The organism is Perlucidibaca aquatica, assembly GCF_001676655.1.
In the GTDB taxonomy this organism is placed as follows: Bacteria; Pseudomonadota; Gammaproteobacteria; order Pseudomonadales; family Moraxellaceae; genus Perlucidibaca; species Perlucidibaca aquatica.
Map to the genome: position 1 here is coordinate 1,404,260 of NZ_LZDB01000002.1, position 14,855 is coordinate 1,419,114.

14 protein-coding genes and 1 tRNA gene are annotated in these 14,855 nt (G+C 55.6%); 6 read left to right on the plus strand and 9 right to left on the minus strand.

Features of this window, described 5'->3' with window-relative positions:
• The first annotated feature begins 65 nt into the window (after positions 1-65).
• On the plus strand, positions 66-560 hold the full coding sequence (locus A8710_RS10315; RefSeq protein WP_082968795.1) for a DUF1289 domain-containing protein: 495 nt from the start codon (positions 66-68) through the stop codon (positions 558-560).
• On the opposite strand, the gene A8710_RS10320 is transcribed toward A8710_RS10315, so the two are convergent.
• The 4 genes from A8710_RS10320 to A8710_RS10335 all read right to left on the minus strand — a co-directional run bounded on the left by A8710_RS10320 (position 539) and on the right by A8710_RS10335 (position 3,677).
• Positions 539-623: transfer RNA gene (locus tag A8710_RS10320), tRNA-Leu, on the minus strand. The two genes, A8710_RS10315 and A8710_RS10320, sit on opposite strands and share 22 nt — an antisense overlap.
• A gap of 79 nt (positions 624-702) precedes the next feature.
• The gene (locus A8710_RS10325; protein ID WP_068860265.1) at positions 703-1,941 is read right to left on the minus strand and encodes an NADH:flavin oxidoreductase/NADH oxidase family protein; all 1,239 of its coding nucleotides are present in this window, start codon (positions 1,939-1,941) and stop codon (positions 703-705) included.
• 69 nt (positions 1,942-2,010) lie between these two features.
• Positions 2,011-2,856, minus strand: coding sequence for a lysophospholipid acyltransferase family protein (locus tag A8710_RS10330; RefSeq protein WP_082968796.1), 846 nt, complete (start codon positions 2,854-2,856; stop codon positions 2,011-2,013).
• A gap of 11 nt (positions 2,857-2,867) precedes the next feature.
• Complete coding sequence (locus A8710_RS10335; RefSeq protein ID WP_157686399.1) at positions 2,868-3,677, minus strand: GNAT family N-acetyltransferase; 810 nt, start codon at positions 3,675-3,677, stop codon at positions 2,868-2,870.
• Between the two features lie 125 nt (positions 3,678-3,802).
• On the opposite strand from A8710_RS10335, the gene A8710_RS10340 reads away from it, so the two are divergent.
• The gene (locus A8710_RS10340) at positions 3,803-4,600 is read left to right on the plus strand and encodes a sulfite exporter TauE/SafE family protein (RefSeq protein ID WP_068860267.1); all 798 of its coding nucleotides are present in this window, start codon (positions 3,803-3,805) and stop codon (positions 4,598-4,600) included.
• 11 nt (positions 4,601-4,611) lie between these two features.
• Here A8710_RS10340 and ppc read toward each other — a convergent pair whose 3' ends face one another.
• On the minus strand, positions 4,612-7,302 hold the full coding sequence (gene ppc, locus A8710_RS10345) for a phosphoenolpyruvate carboxylase (RefSeq protein ID WP_068860269.1): 2,691 nt from the start codon (positions 7,300-7,302) through the stop codon (positions 4,612-4,614).
• Positions 7,303-7,404: 102 nt separating this feature from the next.
• Between ppc and A8710_RS10350 the strand changes: the two genes are divergently transcribed.
• The 4 genes from A8710_RS10350 to A8710_RS10365 all read left to right on the plus strand — a co-directional run bounded on the left by A8710_RS10350 (position 7,405) and on the right by A8710_RS10365 (position 10,686).
• Positions 7,405-8,511, plus strand: coding sequence for a GGDEF domain-containing protein (locus tag A8710_RS10350; protein WP_068860271.1), 1,107 nt, complete (start codon positions 7,405-7,407; stop codon positions 8,509-8,511).
• A gap of 174 nt (positions 8,512-8,685) precedes the next feature.
• A complete protein-coding gene (locus A8710_RS10355) occupies positions 8,686-8,901 on the plus strand; it encodes a hypothetical protein (RefSeq protein WP_198341660.1) in 216 nt (71 codons plus the stop codon).
• A 75-nt stretch (positions 8,902-8,976) separates the two neighbouring features.
• A complete protein-coding gene (locus A8710_RS10360) occupies positions 8,977-9,474 on the plus strand; it encodes a YchJ family protein (RefSeq protein WP_068860273.1) in 498 nt (165 codons plus the stop codon).
• Between the two features lie 30 nt (positions 9,475-9,504).
• A complete protein-coding gene (locus tag A8710_RS10365; protein ID WP_068860275.1) occupies positions 9,505-10,686 on the plus strand; it encodes an acetyl-CoA C-acyltransferase in 1,182 nt (393 codons plus the stop codon).
• Positions 10,687-10,706: 20 nt separating this feature from the next.
• On the opposite strand, the gene A8710_RS10370 is transcribed toward A8710_RS10365, so the two are convergent.
• The 4 genes from A8710_RS10370 to A8710_RS10385 are packed head-to-tail and all read right to left on the minus strand — an operon-like array spanning position 10,707 to position 14,822.
• Positions 10,707-11,597 carry a patatin-like phospholipase family protein gene (locus A8710_RS10370; protein ID WP_068860277.1) on the minus strand — a complete coding sequence of 297 codons (891 nt, stop codon included), beginning with the start codon at positions 11,595-11,597 and terminating at the stop codon, positions 10,707-10,709.
• Between the two features lie 8 nt (positions 11,598-11,605).
• The gene (locus A8710_RS10375; protein WP_068860279.1) at positions 11,606-12,457 is read right to left on the minus strand and encodes a TatD family hydrolase; all 852 of its coding nucleotides are present in this window, start codon (positions 12,455-12,457) and stop codon (positions 11,606-11,608) included.
• Positions 12,457-13,233 (minus strand): RsiV family protein, encoded by a 777-nt coding sequence (locus tag A8710_RS10380; RefSeq protein WP_068860280.1) that lies wholly within the window; start codon positions 13,231-13,233, stop codon positions 12,457-12,459. Before A8710_RS10380 ends, A8710_RS10375 begins: the two co-directional genes overlap by 1 nt.
• On the minus strand, positions 13,233-14,822 hold the full coding sequence (locus A8710_RS10385) for a peptide chain release factor 3 (protein ID WP_068860282.1): 1,590 nt from the start codon (positions 14,820-14,822) through the stop codon (positions 13,233-13,235). Before A8710_RS10385 ends, A8710_RS10380 begins: the two co-directional genes overlap by 1 nt.
• Positions 14,823-14,855 lie beyond the last annotated feature (33 nt).

Sequence of the window (14,855 nt, forward strand, 5' to 3'; positions counted from 1 at the left end):
AGACCCGCAGATTGAATCAAATTTGCTATCGTGTGCCACACGTTTTGGCTTGCGAGTGCTCGCCCATGTTGTTTCGCTCAGTTCCAACGCCCTGCATCGGCATTTGCTCCACCACCTACGGTGATACAGTTTGCCGTGGGTGTCGCCGATACTTGCCTGAAGTGATTGAATGGAATCGTTACAGCGATCACGAGAAGCGCTTAATTTGGCAGCGTTTGGACGGCTTATTGCAACAAATCATGCCGCGCTACTTTGAGATTTTCGATGCGGAGCGTCTGCGTCATGAACTGCAAAGCCGTCGCATCCCTTTCCGTGAGGAAGCCAACCACTGGACTTGGTTGCAACAACTACTCAAAAACATGGCACGACAGATTCAGGACTTGACCACGTTTGGGGTAAGGCGATTGGATCACAGCGGGCTAGATTTATTCAGTTTGCGCGAAAGCATCAATGCCGAGCTGCATATGTTGGCGAGTGCCTATTACGAAAGGGACTTGTTGAGGGCGCAACAGTTAGCACAGGCAGCTAACAAAAAAAGTGGTGCGCCAGAGAGGACTTGAACCTCCACGCCTTGCGGCACCAGAACCTAAATCTGGCGTGTATACCAATTTCACCACTGGCGCGATGAAGGCGGCGAACTATACCGAGTTTGCCGCCTTTTTGGCAACGCCTTACATCATCAGCGCCTGCTAAATTGTTGCATTAGCTCGCGCGTAAGCGACGCGTTTTTAGGGTGCCACGCATATTCGTCAGCATATTGGTCAGCAGTGACCACAATGCGGACTCCTTGGGCTTGGGCTCTTCGCCGCGACTCATGCGGTGGAGTTGACGCACGTACCACATGACCTCCATCAGGGCCATATCATCAATTTGCTTAATGCCAGTACTAATCATTTTTACACGATGACGGGTTTCTTCGCCCGCCAACAAACGCTTAGACGCGTCAGGCTCAATACATAACGGACGCCCAAGACCGACCACATCCATCGCGCCCGAGCCCAGCGCCGCATTCATCGCAGTGAGCGTACGGAAACCACCCGTGACCATTAATGGCGTGGTGATGTGCTGACGAACTTTCTCAGCAAACTCCAAGAAATAAGCCTCACGCTCCACGGTGCTGGTTTTTTTACCCGCCATCGCCGGCGCCTCGTAGGTGCCCCCAGAAATCTCAACTAAATCAATGCCTACTGCCGCTAAAGCCTGAATCGTCGCCAAGGATTCTTCTTCGGTAAAGCCACCGCGCTGGAAGTCCGCCGAGTTCAACTTAATACCAATGGGGAAATCCGGACCAACCGCATCACGCATGGCTTGATAGACCGCCAAGACAAAACGGCGGCGATTTTCTGGCGTACCACCCCAAGCATCCGTTCGAATGTTGTGCTTAGGCGACAAGAACTGACTCACTAAGTAGCCATGCGCGCCATGAATCTGAACGCCATGAAAGCCGGCCTGCTTTACCACGCCAGCAGCACGGCCAAAACGCGCAATGATGTCGAGAATTTCAACGTCGGTTAGCTCACGAGGCGTCGTGAAAAACGCCTGCATTTGCTTACCGAAGGGAATGGCTGAGGGCGAGACATTTTCACGGTTCAGGCCTTTCGGTGATTGCTTGCCGGGATGGTTGATTTGCGCCCAGAGTTTACTGCCATGACTGGCAACCCCCTCGGCCATGGCTTTCAACAAGGGCAGGTCACGATCGTCTTCAATAACGACGTTGCCCGGCTCACCCAAGGCGCGACGATCAATCATGATGTTGCCGGTGATGAGCAAACCGGTACCACCCTTCGCCCAGCGCTCGTAGAGACGCACTAAAGCCGGTGTGACGCGGTTATCCATGGTACCTAGGGTTTCACTGAGTGCCGACTTGGCCAGACGATTAGGCAGCACGCTGCCATTCGGTAAGGTGAGCGGTTGTGCGAGTAAGTGCGCTGCGGAAGCCATCGCTGCGTCTCCTAAATAAGCTGCGAAAAGTGGCAGCAGCCTATTTCAGACAGCAGATATTGTCAAAAATTATGCGGCTTTGACGGAGGGATGATCACCTCGGCTCGGCGGCTGTTCCGACCCATGCAAATCACGCAGTGTTTGCCCCATCAGTAACTCGAAATGCTTGGCTAGCGCGCTAGCATCACGCGTGCCGGCAGCTTCCGATGGCAAGCAGTGCACGATGACGCGTACCGGCTCGCCGGCCAGCAAATTCAGCAAATGCGCGGTTAGCTCATCGTCACCAATATAGGGCGCTAATGGATGAAGCTGACCATTGGCTTTTTGATAGCAAATCACCAACGGCTGGATAGGGCATTGACTGGTGCTGGCCGCTGTAAACAGCTTGGCAAAAAACCGATTCACGCTAAAGCCATCGGTCGTGGTGCCTTCCGGGAAAAACAGCACACGTTTACCTTCGCGCAACGACCGCACCATTTCGTGGCTGACACGATCGGCATCGCCGGAACCCCGCTGAATAAACAGAGTACCCGCGGCCTGTGCGAGATGACCAATAATCGGCCATTTCGCGACTTCCGCTTTAGATAAAAAGCGTAAGGGCCGAATCCCACCAATCACGGGAATGTCCATCCAGGAAACATGGTTACTGATCCACAAAGCGCTTTCTTCAACCGGAGCACCTTGGACCGTAACGTGTAAGTTCAGAACGCGACAAAACCCGCGCAGCCACCAAGCAATGACAGGACGCTGCCACACCGTGAAGCGAACGAAGAACATGCCAATGAGCAGTGCCAGGACAACACCAAAGAGCAAGTAAGTCACTACGGCAACTAAACGCACGAGTACTTTAAACGACATGGCAGGCCTGACCACAATGGCAGGATGTTGATAACGATTGCGCGGCGCTCTGCTCACAGGAACTCATCTTAGGCTGTCTTCAGGAACCGTTGAGCATAACGCCCCGCCATCGCTTGTACATCCATGAAAATGAAAACATCTGCACAATTAAATTCTGGATCCCAGCAGGCCTCGCCACCAATTTTGCAGCCCATGCGTAAGTAAGCTTTCAATAGCGGTGGAACGCTCACAGCACCGGTACCGGCCGCCGACAGCATGATTTCACGGCTAGGGCTGACGCGCAGTTCATCGCCCACAAAGTGCTTTTCACGTAACGTTGGCATCACGCTGGCCAAGGTGGTGCCACCATCGGCCAAGCTAATGCTGGCGCAGCCAATGAGCAGATTAAAGCCTTCACGCATTAAATAATCCGACAGGGCCGACCACAGCACCGTGATAGCCGCACCCGAACGATAGTCTGGGTGAACGCAGGTGCGGCCCACTTCCAAAATACGGCCGTTGTAATTTTTCAGCGCCCCCAGGTCGAACTCTTGCGCCGAGTAAAACCCGCCCGCTAAGGCCGCTTGCTCGCTACTCAACACACGCGTGGTGGCGATCAGCAGATCATTAGCCACGTCATAGACATTTAAGTGCAGGCAAAAATCATCGTAGGCATCTACATCCAGACCATCAAACGCAACGCCATATTCAGCACCAAAAATTTCAGCGCGCAAGCGTTGCGCGGCCGTTACCATGCCAGTATTCGTGGCAAAGCGCGCCTCTAAGCGTGGCTTCTGACGCAATGGCGCAACCTGTTCTGTGGCATAAGTTGCCCGCGTGGTTATGGCCTGAGCATTCGTGGGTGCTTGCTGAGCATTCATCATCTGTGGGCTCGTCATCTGTGTTTTCATACGAGCACTTTGCCTAGGACAAATGCCAGTCCCGTGACAACGGGATGACATTTTGGTGAAACTCACCGCCCCTGAACACCTTGAGTCGTAGCATCTACTGGAGAGATGACAGCATGTTGACCAGCCTGGCGATCTTCGCGGCAACCGGTGCATTAGCCGGCTTTTTGGCCGGTTTACTGGGCATTGGCGGCGGCATGGTACTGGTGCCTGCACTGATTTTTTGTTTCCACGCGCAGGGCATCTCGCCCACCGTGCTAACCCATTTAGCCGTCGGTACGTCGCTGGCCAGCATTGTGCTGACGTCGATCAGCTCTGTTCGCACGCATTACGCCCAAGGTGGCGTGGATACTGGGTTATTCAAGAAATTCGCCTTAGGCCTGGTGATTGGCTCGCTCATTGGCGCGCAAATTGCCCATGCCCTCCCCGCACGCACCCTGCAAATTATCATTGGTGTTTTTGCCGTGTGGACGGGTCTGAAGATGTTTCGCGGCAGTAAACCGGTTGAGACCATCGCTCCCACACCTCAACCTGCTGAGTTGCATGCGGTGGGCGGTTTGATTGGCGTGGCATCGGCCATATTTGGCATTGGCGGTGGCAGCCTGATGGTGCCTTACTTAGTCAAGCAAGGTGTGGCGATGCGCCGCGCCGTTGGCACCGCAGCCGCCTGCGGCTTCCCCATTGCTGTCGCGGGCATGATCGGATTTATCTTCAGTGGCTGGGGCCTGACAGAGCTCCCTGCTGGCAGCACAGGCTATATCTACTGGCCCGCGCTCGCCGGCATTGCGTTGACCAGCATGTTTGCCGCCCATGCCGGAGCCGTGATGGCCCATCGCATCCCTGCGCAACAACTAAAGCGCGCGTTTGCTGTTTTATTAGTCCTAGTTGGCCTACGTTTCTTAGCTGGGCTATAGCGCTTCGCGCATCAGCCCGTATTCCGCATGCCCGCTGCGATGCCCGTCATCGTCACCATCAAGGCGCGATCATGCTGCAACACCTCCGCCGAAGGATGCTCGGAGGTCAGCGACCTGCGTCGCTGCATCAGCTCGGCCTGTAGCCAGTGCAACGGCAGCAAATAGGGTGATCGCAACCGAATCGATTGCGCCAAGACGGCGTTACGCTCTGCCCAACTGGGCCCCGCTTGCAGGCGTTTGAGCAATTCAATGAGCTCGCCATGCTGATGGCGTAAACGCGCACCCAACTGCTGCAAAGCCGCGTCTTGAGTGAGCGTATTTTCGTAATGCTGGGCGATCGCTTTGTCAGACTTCGCCAGCACCATCTCCAACATATCAATCAAGCTAGCAAAAAATGGCCACTGCTTCAGCATGTCCTCTTGCGTAGCGGAAGACACCGTCTGAAGCGCTTGCGCCACGCCCAACCATGCCGGCAGCATGAGTCGAATCTGTGTCCAAGCAAAAACCCAAGGGATAGCCCGCAAGGAGGCAATCCCGCCACCAACCTGACGCCTCGCTGGCCGAGAACCCAAGGGCAGCAATTGCAACTCAGGCTCGGGGGTGACGATCCGCAGGTATTCAATAAAATCCGGATCATTGCGTAGCTGATCCCGATAATGCTGCATGGACACCGCACTAAGTTGCGCCATGGCCTCACGCCAAGACGGCTGAAGCTGCGGCGGCGGCATCAGCACGGTCTCCAGCGTCGCTTTCAAGTAACCCATCAGGTGATGCTGGGCGACTGCGGGCGAGCCAAACTTCATGCGTATCATTTCACCTTGCTCAGTGACTCGTAACGCGCCTTTCACGGAGCCCGGCGGCTGCGAACGCAATGCCTGATCGGTGGGCGCCCCTCCGCGACTCACGCTGCCACCCCGCCCATGAAAAAACACCAGTTTGATGCCAGCCTCTGCTGCCAGCGAGGACAGCGACTCTTGGGCTTGATACTGCGCCCAAGCCGCCGCTAAAAACCCGGCATCTTTCGCTGAGTCTGAGTAGCCAATCATGATTTCCTGCTGGCCCTGAATACAGTCACGATAAATGGGCAGCGACCACAACGCCTGCAAGCAAGACGGCGCCCGCGCCAAGTCATCATAGGTTTCGAACAAGGGCACGACGCGCAATGGCCGCTGACTGTCAGCTTTGCGCTGTAAGACCATGACCGCCAACACATCACTGGGCTGATGCGCCATCGAAATCACATAGGCGCCAAGTGCCTCAGCTGGCTGCGTAGCGAGCATTCTGAACGTCGCCAGCACCTCCCTCACCTCATCACTAAACGCCGCCTCGGCTTCAGCGGATAACGCCGACAAGGGCAACAACGGTCGTGGACTCGCTAATTCCTGCAACAAAAATTGTTGCCGGCGCGCCTCGTCCCAGGCGTTGTAGTCGCCCAAATCCAAATATTGCGTAATAGCCGCCAGAGCATCGGCATGACGCGAAGACTCTTGGCGGATGTCCAGGCGCAGCAAGCCAAAGCCGAACAGGGAAACTCGCCGCAACGTATCGGTTAGGCCGCCATCGCAGAGCAGACCTAGCCCTGCGGCATGTAAATCGTCATGGCAAAGCTGCATATCCGCGCGCAACTCTGCTTGGGAAGCATAGGGCTCGGCCATGGAACGCTCGGTAAGCGACACCAGCTCGCTCTGCCCCAAGGCCATGAGCGTGGCAGCCTGGGTTGCCTGCAAGCGTTGACGAATATGCTTAAGCCAATCCCGATAGGGCTCGCGGGAGGCCTCCCCTACTTTTGCGCGCAGCGCGGCGCCACAGTGAGATAAAGACAAATCAGAACGCAGGGTATCCACATCACGCAGATACAAGTCGCAGGCCATCCAGCGCGCTAGGGCAATCACTTCTGCTGTCACTTGGTGGGTCACAAAGGGGTTGCCATCACGATCGCCACCCATCCAAGAGCTCATACGGATAGGCGTCGCGTCAAGCGCAATGCCATCCCCTAACTCCTCACGTAAGCAGGCATCAAACTCACGCAAGCAGGCGGGTAGCGCTCGCCAAATGCTGTTTTCCACGGTGGCAAAGCCCCACTTAGCTTCGTCCACCGGTGTTGGCCGCTGGCCGCGAATTTCATCCGTTTCCCAGGCGGCAACAATTCGGCGACGTAATCGTCCCCACTCCCCGGCCTGCTCACTAGCCGTCAATTTTGATTCGTGCAAATTGGCCAAAATGTCGGCAATTTCATCCTGCTTTTGCATGAGCGTGCGGCGCGTTACTTCCGTGGGGTGCGCGGTGAGCACCAGTTCAATGTTTAATTGCCCAACGGCTGACAAGATTTGCTCTCGTGACATCCCCTGCGCCAAGGCGCGGCGCAGAACCGCCCGCAAACCATCTGCAGCCGTGGGCGTCATGGCCTGTCGACGTAATCGAATGGGATGATATTGCTCGGCGATATTGGCCAAATTTAAGAAATGACCAAAGGCTCTCGCCACATTACGCAGCGTATCGGCATCCGCTTGTCGAAGAAATTGCGACAGCTGGGTATGCGCTTCTACATCACCTTGAACCGCTCGCTGCGACCAGAGTCGTACTTGCTCAACTTGCTGAAAAAAGGGTTGGCCCGACTGAACCTGAAGCACTTCACCTAAGAGCTGCCCTAAGCGCCGGACATCATCCCGCAGGGGCTCTTCGCGTTGGCTAGTTAATGTCATCGTTACTCCCTTCAGCATCGATAGCAAATAGGTATACTGGGAAACAGTGTAGCCGTTGGCTCACAACTGATTTGATCGGCCAGCCTTGAGACTACCACCCGCATGACCGCCTCAACACACTCTCTGCGTCACACTTTTTCACGCCTTGATCCGCGCTTAGTTCCCGTGGTCATGGCCATTAATGAACAGCGCGCTTTGCGCTTAGTCGCGGCACTCTGTCTTGCCATTTATGCGGTGCTTTTACAGGGCGGCCTGCTGGCATCATTAACGGTTTGCCTACTGGTGATCGTTGGCTACGCCGTCTTGCAGAGCATTTTTTCGATTCTTGAAGCCCGCATCCTGCCTCGCACCTGGCTCTCAGTGTTCATTACTGCACTGGATCTTGCCTTGTTAGCCTGGCAAATGGGAAATGACCCGCTCGCCAGCCTGCCAACCGCTACCTTAAGTGTTTTAGTCCTCGGTTTGGCGGCCTTACGTTGGCCACTGAAAGCCCAAGCAGTGACCTTCACCCTGATTCTGACCATCGCAATTCTGAGCACTGTGTGGCGCACACAAACCCATCTGCAATATTCGTGGACATCCGTCGCGACCATTGGCTTAGCCAGCATCATTTTGATGTCGCTGGTAACGGTCATGACCCAACTAGCACGTCAGCACTTCAATACCAGCCTAAGCGCTCCCGGCATTGACGCCAGCACGGGGCTATTTAATCGCCCCACGCTCTATGCCGCCGCCGAATTACTCATGCCCTTGATGCACCGGCAGCAGCAACCACTGACATTGCTCTATATCGTCATTGAACCTACCGGCCTCGCACCAGGCCGCGAACCCAGTCTGGCCTTACAAAATGATCTGTGTCGCGAGTTCGCCGAGATTGCTCGAAAGCGTCTAAGAGGTAGCGACATTCTGGTGCGTTATAGCCCGCTGGAGTTTGTCTTTTTGTTGCTGGACTGCCCCAGCAAACAAGCCGATCCGATTGCTCACTACCTCCAAGAAAGTTTTCATGCCTCACGCGTGCATCAACAAAGTCCGGCCACCGCTCACATTGGTGCCACGTGGCTACCCAGTGAGCCTATGGCGCTGGATCAACTGCTCTATCAATTGGATGAAGCCATGGCGCGGGCACGACAAAGTCGAATTGGGGTTTCGGGCGCCATCTACACCGATCCCGAACAAGGCCGCATGGGTCACCAGTTAAGTGACCGTTAAGGTCACAACAGGACAAGTGGATGATGTTGTCGGACAAAATCGGGGTGCAAAGTCAAAAAACCAGTGCTATTATGCGTTCGTCTGATGTTAGCCAATAGTTCGCCGCAATGAATTATTGAACGGCATCAGACTGGAAATAGACTAGTCCAGTCCAACCTAAGAGAGAATTTTATCATGATGATCAAGAAAATCGCCGTTATGGCCGCTGTTGCCGCTGCTCTGACCATCGCTGGTTGCGCAAAGAAAGAAGAAGCTGCTGCTGTTGAAGCTCCAGCTGCTGAAGCTGCTGTTGAAGCCCCAGCTGCCGAAGCTGCTCCAGTTGAAGCTCCAGCTGCTGAAGCTGCTCCAGCTGCTGAAGCTGCTCCAGCTGCCGAAGCTGCTGCTCAGTAATGAGCTGAGGCCTCGGCCTCAACAAAAAGGGGTGCTTCGGCACCCCTTTTTCATGCCCGTTTTTTGGAGAATGACATGTCCTGCCCTTGTGGTTCCGGTAACCCACTAGAATCTTGTTGCGCCCCCATTATTGCCGGCGCCCCTGCGGCCACTGCCGAAGCCTTAATGCGCGCTCGCTATACCGCCTACACGCAACACAATATTGATTTCATCGTGGCCTCCACGCACAAAGACGGCATGGAAAACAGCGATTTAGAGGCGATGCGCGCTTGGGCCGAACAGGCCGACTGGCAAGCCCTAGAGATTATTCAGGTAGAAGCCGGTGGCGAACAAGACAAACGGGGTCTGGTAGAATTCAAAGCGCATTACGACATGGGCGGTGTTAAACACCATCATCATGAAGTGTCCGGCTTTTTACGCACAGACAAAGGCTGGCAATTCCGCGATGGCGAAGTCCTTCATAGCGGACCATCAGAAAAACCCAAGCCCATTGTTAATGAAGTTAAAATTGGCCGTAACGACCCCTGCCTTTGTGGCAGTGGTAAAAAATACAAGAAGTGCTGCGGCGCCTAATGCGTCCCCAGCTGGCATTCGGAGAGAAACATGAGTCACGATCCAATCGTCATTGTTAACGGTGCTCGCACCCCTATGGGCGGCTTTCAGGGCAACCTGAGCAGCGTTACAGCAACTACACTGGGCGCCATCACCATTCGTGAGGCCCTGAAGCGCGCTGGCGTGCAACCTGAACAGGTTCAAGAAGTGATCATGGGCTGCGTATTGCCCGCTGGCTTGAAGCAAGGCCCGGCACGTCAATCCGCATTAGAAGCCGGAATTCCCGCTGCAGCGGGTGCAACCACCATCAACAAACTGTGCGGCTCCGGCATGAAAGCCACCATGCTGGCACACGACCTGATTGCGGCCGGCACGAATGACATCATGGTCGCCGGCGGCATGGAATCGATGAGTAACGCGCCCTACATTCTGCCCAAAGCTCGCTCGGGCTACCGCATGGGTCATGGTCAAGTCATGGATCACATGTTCCTCGACGGCTTGGAAGACGCTCGCACGGGCCGCCTCATGGGCTCCTTTGCACAAGATATGGCTAACACACTGGGCCTGGGCCGTGCCGATATGGACGCCTTTGCCGTTGAGTCCCTGCGTCGCGCCAATGCCGCCATCGCCAACGGTGATTTCAAAGCCGAAATCGTGCCCGTGCCCGTCACCACACGCAAAGGTGAAGTACTGGTCGACACGGACGAACAGCCCGGCAACGCCAGCCCAGAAAAAATTCCAACCCTGAAGCCTGCATTCGCTAAAGACGGCACTATCACTGCCGCCAACGCCTCGTCGATTTCCGATGGCGCATCGGCACTGGTGTTAATGAAGGAAAGCAAGGCGCGGGAACTGGGCCTGCAACCTTTGGCCCGTATCATCGGCCACTCAACTCAATCGCAAGATCCTAGCGAGTTCACCATCGCGCCGGTGGGAGCTTTTGCCACGCTGTTTGCCAAAACGGGTTGGAGTGCAGATTCGGTAGACCTGTTCGAAATTAACGAAGCGTTTGCGATGGTCACCATGGCCGCGATGATGAAGCACAACATTCCGCACGAGAAGGTCAATGTCTACGGTGGTGCTTGTGCCCTGGGCCATCCCGTTGGTTCGACTGGCTCTCGCATTATCCTCACGCTGATTCACGCGCTAAAGCAACACGGTAAAACCCGTGGTGTGGCCGGCCTGTGTATCGGTGGGGGTGAAGCGGTTGCGATGGCTTTAGAGATTATCTAAGCCGTCACCTGCTGTGGCACTCACGGTGCCACAGCATTTAACTCTGCACGTTTCTTCGCGATCGCCGCTAGGATGGCCGGCAACTTGGCTTGAGCGGCTCGCTCGCCTTCCAGCAAACTTCGGTGTTTGCTTTCCAGTTCCAGCGTACCCACACCCAGCACCATCGGTTTAATCACCACATCCGCCAGCGGCAATTCACGGTTAATCGCCTGCTGCCCCATGATGTTGATGGTTTGGTCCAGTAACGCCCATGCTGAACGCGTTTGACCCGCCGTTGGCCGTGCCGAAATATCCACCGCAATCACTACATCCGCGCCCATATCGCGCGCCGTTTCGACCGGAATGGGGCTAACCAACCCACCGTCTACATACTCTTTTCCTGCAATGGTGGCCGGTACAAACACATTCGGAATACTGCACGACGCGCGAATTGCCTGGCCGGCGCTTCCACGCGTAAACACGACTTTACGACCGCTATCGGCCTCGGTTGCCACGGCAGCAAAGCGAATCGGGAAGTTCTGAATGGGCTGTTGGTTGACCTGCACATTAATGTAGTCCTGAAGCTTCTGACCGAGCAAAAAGCCTTGGCGACTCAGCGTTAAATCGCGCACATCGCTCTCTTCCAAATTCAGCGCCAACTGCTGTAACGCAAAGGGACTGAGGCCGCTGGCATAGAGCCCGCCCACGAAGCTTCCCGCACTGGTCCCCACCACCAACTTGGGGCGAATACCATGCGATTCCAACACTTTAATCACGCCAATATGCGCAAAGCCCTTCGCTCCACCGCCACCTAGCACCAGAGCCACAACCGGCTCGCGTGTAGGCTTGACCGGCGCAAGGGGAGCCTGCTGGCAGCTCGTCAGTAGCATCACTGAGACTAAGACTAAGCATCGGTTGATCCCAAAAAACATGTTCGTCCTCACATCAAATTAAGCCGCGCCTGCAAATGCAGTGCGGTCACGGTATTGCTAAAAAACTGGGCTGCTAACTCGGCCTCGGGCAGTCCACGCAACTGCGCAAAAACGGTTAGCACCGAGGGCAAAAACGCCGGGCTGTTTCGTACTCGCTCACCCGGTTGGCGAGCGCGCCCATCACCGTGCACATAACTATGCCCATAAGGTATAAGGTCCGGCGCATCGGTTTCCAACACAAAGCTATCTAAAGGCAACTGCGTCGCCACCGCATGCAGACGCTTAGCCTGTGGCCAGGTCAGCGGCCCGCCCAAGCCCAAATGCATGCCAAGCGCACGATACTGCCGAGCCTCCTCTACGCTGCCGGAGAAGGCATGCACAATACCGCCGTGCCGATGCCCAACGCGCTTCAGGGCGCGGCAGATATCCGCATGACAGCGTCGCGCATGAATAATGACCGGCAAATTCGAATCGCGAGCCAGGTGCAATTGGGCTTCAAATAACGCGACTTGCTTAGCCCAGTGCACAGGTTGGCTCAGCTCGGGCAAAAATTTATCCAGTCCGATCTCACCGACTGCGACCACCGCTGATTGCTTAAGCGCCGCACTCAAGCGCTGCAAGTCGTCATCCTGATGCTGGGAAAGATAGACCGGGTGCAACCCAAGCGCTGGCAGCAGGCAGGGCCAATCATTGTGATGAGCCTGCCTTTGGCACAGCGCCAGCAAACTAGGCCAGCGTTCCGCCACATAAGCGGGCACAACGATATGACTCACCCCCTCCGAGCGTGCGGAGCGCAGAACATCGTCACGATCGGCGTCGAACTCCGGCGCATCAATGTGGCAATGGCTGTCGAAGAGCATCAGGGCTTGGGCAAGAATTCCGGCTTGAAAATGCCGGTGAGGCGTGCATAGGGAATCACCAGCTCAGGGGTACCCATTGAGTAAGGCCCTAAGGCATACGGCTGATATTTTAGGACTAACCCAGTGGGTAAAAGCGCCAGCACATCGGTCTTATCAAACGGCCAAACATCCGCCAGCGACTTAGCATCCGGCTGCCCGGCCAGCCAGCGTTTATGTGCCAGTTTGGCCTCCTGCCAAAACGCGGCTTCTTGGGCGGGCAATAACAAGTCCTTCAACGTCAGCACACGCTGTAATCGAGTGTCCCAATTCAGCGCGGAAACCACATTCGTGCCGTGAGCCCCACCGGTGTAGGTGTAATTATCAATATCAATCACGACGATGTGGCCAATACCCGACACTTGCTGCGCCCGAATAATTTGCTGCCAGGGTTCATGAAACTCCGCAGCCTCTTTCATGAGGGTCTTAGCCATGGCCAGGACACGCTGCTCGGCCGTTGGACCTACCGGCGCATCAATGACCGTTAGAAATGCGTCGGTTAAGGCTGGAGATTTAGGGAATTGCAGCGCCTCCAAATCAAATTCCGCACACCGCTCAGAACAAGCCGGATCCCTGAGCTTTAGACGCAGTGGTTTAGCGGGCAACTCCGGGGCTGTGCTAACCAGAGCGGGCTTCGCTGGCGCTGGTAAGGTCGCTAAAGCGGGTGTTTCAGGCTGCCACTGCCACCAGCCCAAGCTGGCCAGTAAAGCCACCCCAATCAGTCGCAGCGCGTAGGGCATTAGTGCTCTCGGGTCGGTGAAAAAACAATGTCTGGATAGCGTTCTTGCATGATCTGCAAGTTCACCCGTGAAGGCGCCAAATAGGTCAAATAACCACCGCCATCCAAAGACAGCTGGTCGTGCGCCTTCTTCTTAAACTCTGCCAGCTTGCGTTCATCGTCGCAATGAATCCAACGCACGGTGGAAACGTTCACCGCCTCGTATACGCACTCCACTTTGTACTCTTCCTGGAGTCGGAACGCGACCACATCGAACTGCAGCACACCGACTGCGCCGAGGATGAGATCGTTGTTGATCTGCGGCATAAAGACCTGCGTCGCGCCCTCCTCCGACAGCTCCTTCAAGCCTTTCTGCAATTGCTTGCTCTTCAGCGGGTCACGCAGACGCACGCGGCGGAACATTTCCGGCGCAAAGTGCGGGATACCAAGGAACTGCAACTTCTCGCCTTCAGTGAAGGTGTCGCCGATTTGAATGGTGCCGTGGTTGTGCAGACCAATGATGTCGCCAGGCCAGGCCTCTTCCAAGTGGGCGCGTTCGCCGGCGAGGAAGGTCAGCGCATCGGCTACACGAACCTCTTTACCCAGACGCACATGCTGCATCTTCACGCCCTTTTGATAGCGCCCGGAACAGATGCGCAAAAAGGCGATACGGTCGCGATGTTTGGGGTCCATGTTTGCCTGAATCTTGAACACGAAGCCGGAGAAAGTCTCTTCCGTAGGCGCAACTACGCGTTGTGAGGCCTTGCGCGCCAAGGGCGTCGGTGCCCAATTCACAAAACCGTCGAGAATGTGATTGACGCCGAAATTGCCCAGTGCGGTGCCGAAAAAGACCGGCGACAGGCGGCCAGCCAGAAAATCATCAAGGTTAAAGCTGTGACTAGCACCCTGCACCAGCTCCAGCATGTCGCGCAAATTCGCAGCATCATCGCCCAGCGTGGCGTCGGCATCTGGATTATTCAGGCCATCAATCGTCTTATCTGCGATCAACTCGGAGCCATGCCCCTGCTGATACAAGTAGTAGCGGTCTTCTAAGAGATGGTAGACGCCCTTGAAGTCGCGGCCACAGCCAATCGGCCAGGTAACGGGTGAGCACTTAATGCCCAGTACACTTTCAATTTCATCCATCAGCTCAATGGGGTCACGAATCTCGCGATCGAGCTTGTTCACAAAGGCAATAATCGGCGTATCGCGCAGACGACACACTTCCATCAATTTGATGGTGCGATCTTCCACGCCCTTACCGCCGTCAATGACCATCAGAGCCGAGTCGACCGCTGTTAGCGTGCGATACGTATCTTCCGAGAAGTCTTCGTGGCCTGGTGTGTCGAGCAGGTTAATGGTCGCGTCTTTGTACGGGAACTGCATGACCGAGGTGGTGATGGAGATACCGCGCTGCTGCTCCATCGCCATCCAGTCCGAAGTTGCATGGCGATCGGACTTGCGCGACTTTACCGTTCCAGCGACCTGAATGGCCTTACCCCAGAGCAGTAACTTCTCGGTAATGGTGGTCTTACCAGCGTCAGGGTGAGAGATGATGGCGAAAGTACGGCGCGAAGCGACTTCGGCAGCGAGTTGTTCGGTAAAGGACATGAGCGTTCAGCACTGAATTCGGAATGGACAGAT